This is a genomic window from Clavibacter lycopersici, from assembly GCF_003576405.1.
Classification (GTDB): Bacteria; Actinomycetota; Actinomycetes; order Actinomycetales; family Microbacteriaceae; genus Clavibacter; species Clavibacter lycopersici.
In genome coordinates this window covers 1-1,945 of the sequence record NZ_QWGT01000357.1, presented here as the reverse complement: position 1 = coordinate 1,945, position 1,945 = coordinate 1, and the positions used below count along the sequence as shown (strand labels likewise).

Sequence of the window (1,945 nt, the reverse complement as noted above, 5' to 3'; positions counted from 1 at the left end):
CCGCGCGGAGCTCGAGTCGGCGGGCGCGCTCCTGGTGACGACGCGCGAGCGGCACGGCGCGCGCGGGTTCGGCCGCCTCCGGCCCGAGGAGGTCGCGGGGCTCGCCGAGGGTGCCGGGGTGGCGCTCGTGTGCGGATCCACCGCGTTCGCGGGCGGGGCCACGCGCCTGCTGCTCGACGCCGGGGTCGGCCGCGACGCGATCCGCATCGAGCAGTTCGGGCCGTCGGGGGAGTGACGGCCGCGCTCCCGTCGGGCCACACTGGGGCGGACGGCGACGGAGCCGCAGGGAGCGGGTGCCGCGTGGAGCGATCGGTGGTGCTGCTGCGCGGGATCAACGTCGGGCGGGCCAAGCAGGTGCCCATGGCGCAGCTGACCGCCGCGCTCGAGGGGCTCGGGTACCGCGCGGTCCGGACGCACCTGCGGAGCGGCAACGCGGTCGTCGACCACGAGCGGCCCAGCGGCCGCGGTGCCGCGGTGGCGATCGAGGACGCGGTCCGGCTCGCCACGGGCGTGACCGCCGACGTCCACCTCGTGCCGGCGGACGACTTCCGGCGCATCGCGGCCGGGATCCCGTTCGGCGACGTCGCGGACGACCCCTCCCGCCTCCTCGTCTCCTTCCTGGACCGTCCGCAGGACCCGCTGCCCGAACCGCCGCCCGCGGACGCGATCGCGCCCGACCTCGTCGCGGTCGGGCGCGACGCCGTGTACTCCTGGCACCCCGACGGCGTGTCGGCGTCGCGCGTGCCCCCGGCGTTCTGGCGCGGCCTCGGGTCATCCGTCACGGCCAGGAACGCCCGCACCGTCGCCGCCCTCGTCGCCCTCCTCGACGCCTGACTAACCGGGCCGCGGGCGCGTCCCCCGCTCGGGGGTGGCCCCCAGCGAGCCGTCACGCCCCCGATCCGGTCCGAGGGCGCGGGGGCCTCCTCACGGTGCTGCCGGGGGGATAGGTTCGTGGACGTGAGCAGATTCGCGGACCGCTGGAAGTCCCACATCCTGGAGACGTTCTCCGCGGACTCCGAGGGGCGACCCCAGTGGATCCAGGACCTGGAGAAGGGCGAGGACGAGGGCTGGTTCGGCCCCGGCTCCGCGGTCTGGGCGATCCACGGCGGCATGCCGACGCTCGTGGCGGGGATCCGCGCCCTCCTCATGCAGACCCTGCACCCGGGCGCCATGGCGGGCGTCCACGACTGGTCGCGCTACCGCGAGGACCCGCTCGGCCGCCTCGCCGGCACCGTGCGATGGGTCATCACCACCTCGTTCGGCGACCGGGACACCGCCGTCGACGTCAGCCGGCGCGTCCGCGGCTACCACCGCAAGGTGCAGGGCACGTTCGTCGACGGCCACGGCGTGGAGCGCCCGTACAGCGCCAACGACCCCGACCTCCTCTCCTGGGTGCACATCGTCTTCACCGACGCGTTCCTCAGCACCCACACGCAGTGGGGGCCGCCGATCCCGGGCGGGCCCGACCGGTACGTCGCCGAGTGGGCCAAGGCGGGCGAGCTCATGGGCGTCGAGGCGCCGCCGCGCTCGCACGCCGAGCTGCACGCGCAGATCGACGCGTTCCACGACCAGGGCCTGCTCCGCGCCGACGAGCGCACCCGCGAGACGATCTCGTTCCTGCGCGAGCCGCCGCTGCGGGCCTCCATGCTCCCGGCCTACCGCGTGCTCTTCGCGGGAGCCGTCGCCTCGCTCGAGCCGCGCTACCGGGAGCTGCTCGGGCTCGACCGGGCGTCGTTCGGGCCCTTCCCGCTGCCCGCGCTCGCGTCGACCCGCGTGATGCTCGGCGTCGCCGGGCGCGTCATGGGCGACCAGTCCACGAGCCACGAGGCGGCGCTCAAGCGCATCGCGCGGCTGCAGGAGCACGGGGCGCCCGGGGACGCGTCGCCCGGGGCAGCCGCGGATCCGCATCCCGGTCGCGGCGACGACGTCGGCGACCGCGCCCGGC

General features: G+C 76.3%; 2 protein-coding genes and 1 pseudogene. All 3 read left to right on the top strand.

Features of this window, described 5'->3' with window-relative positions; genetic code table 11:
• Positions 1 to 235, top strand: a pseudogene (locus DZG00_RS15040) (oxidoreductase); the annotation flags it as partial.
• A 65-nt stretch (positions 236 to 300) separates the two neighbouring features.
• Positions 301 to 834, top strand: a complete 534-nt coding sequence (locus tag DZG00_RS15035) for a DUF1697 domain-containing protein (RefSeq protein ID WP_119381506.1) — start codon at positions 301 to 303, stop codon at positions 832 to 834.
• Positions 835 to 951: 117 nt separating this feature from the next.
• On the top strand, positions 952 to 1,945 hold a 994-nt coding region (locus tag DZG00_RS15030), incomplete at its 3' end, for an oxygenase MpaB family protein (protein WP_147360049.1).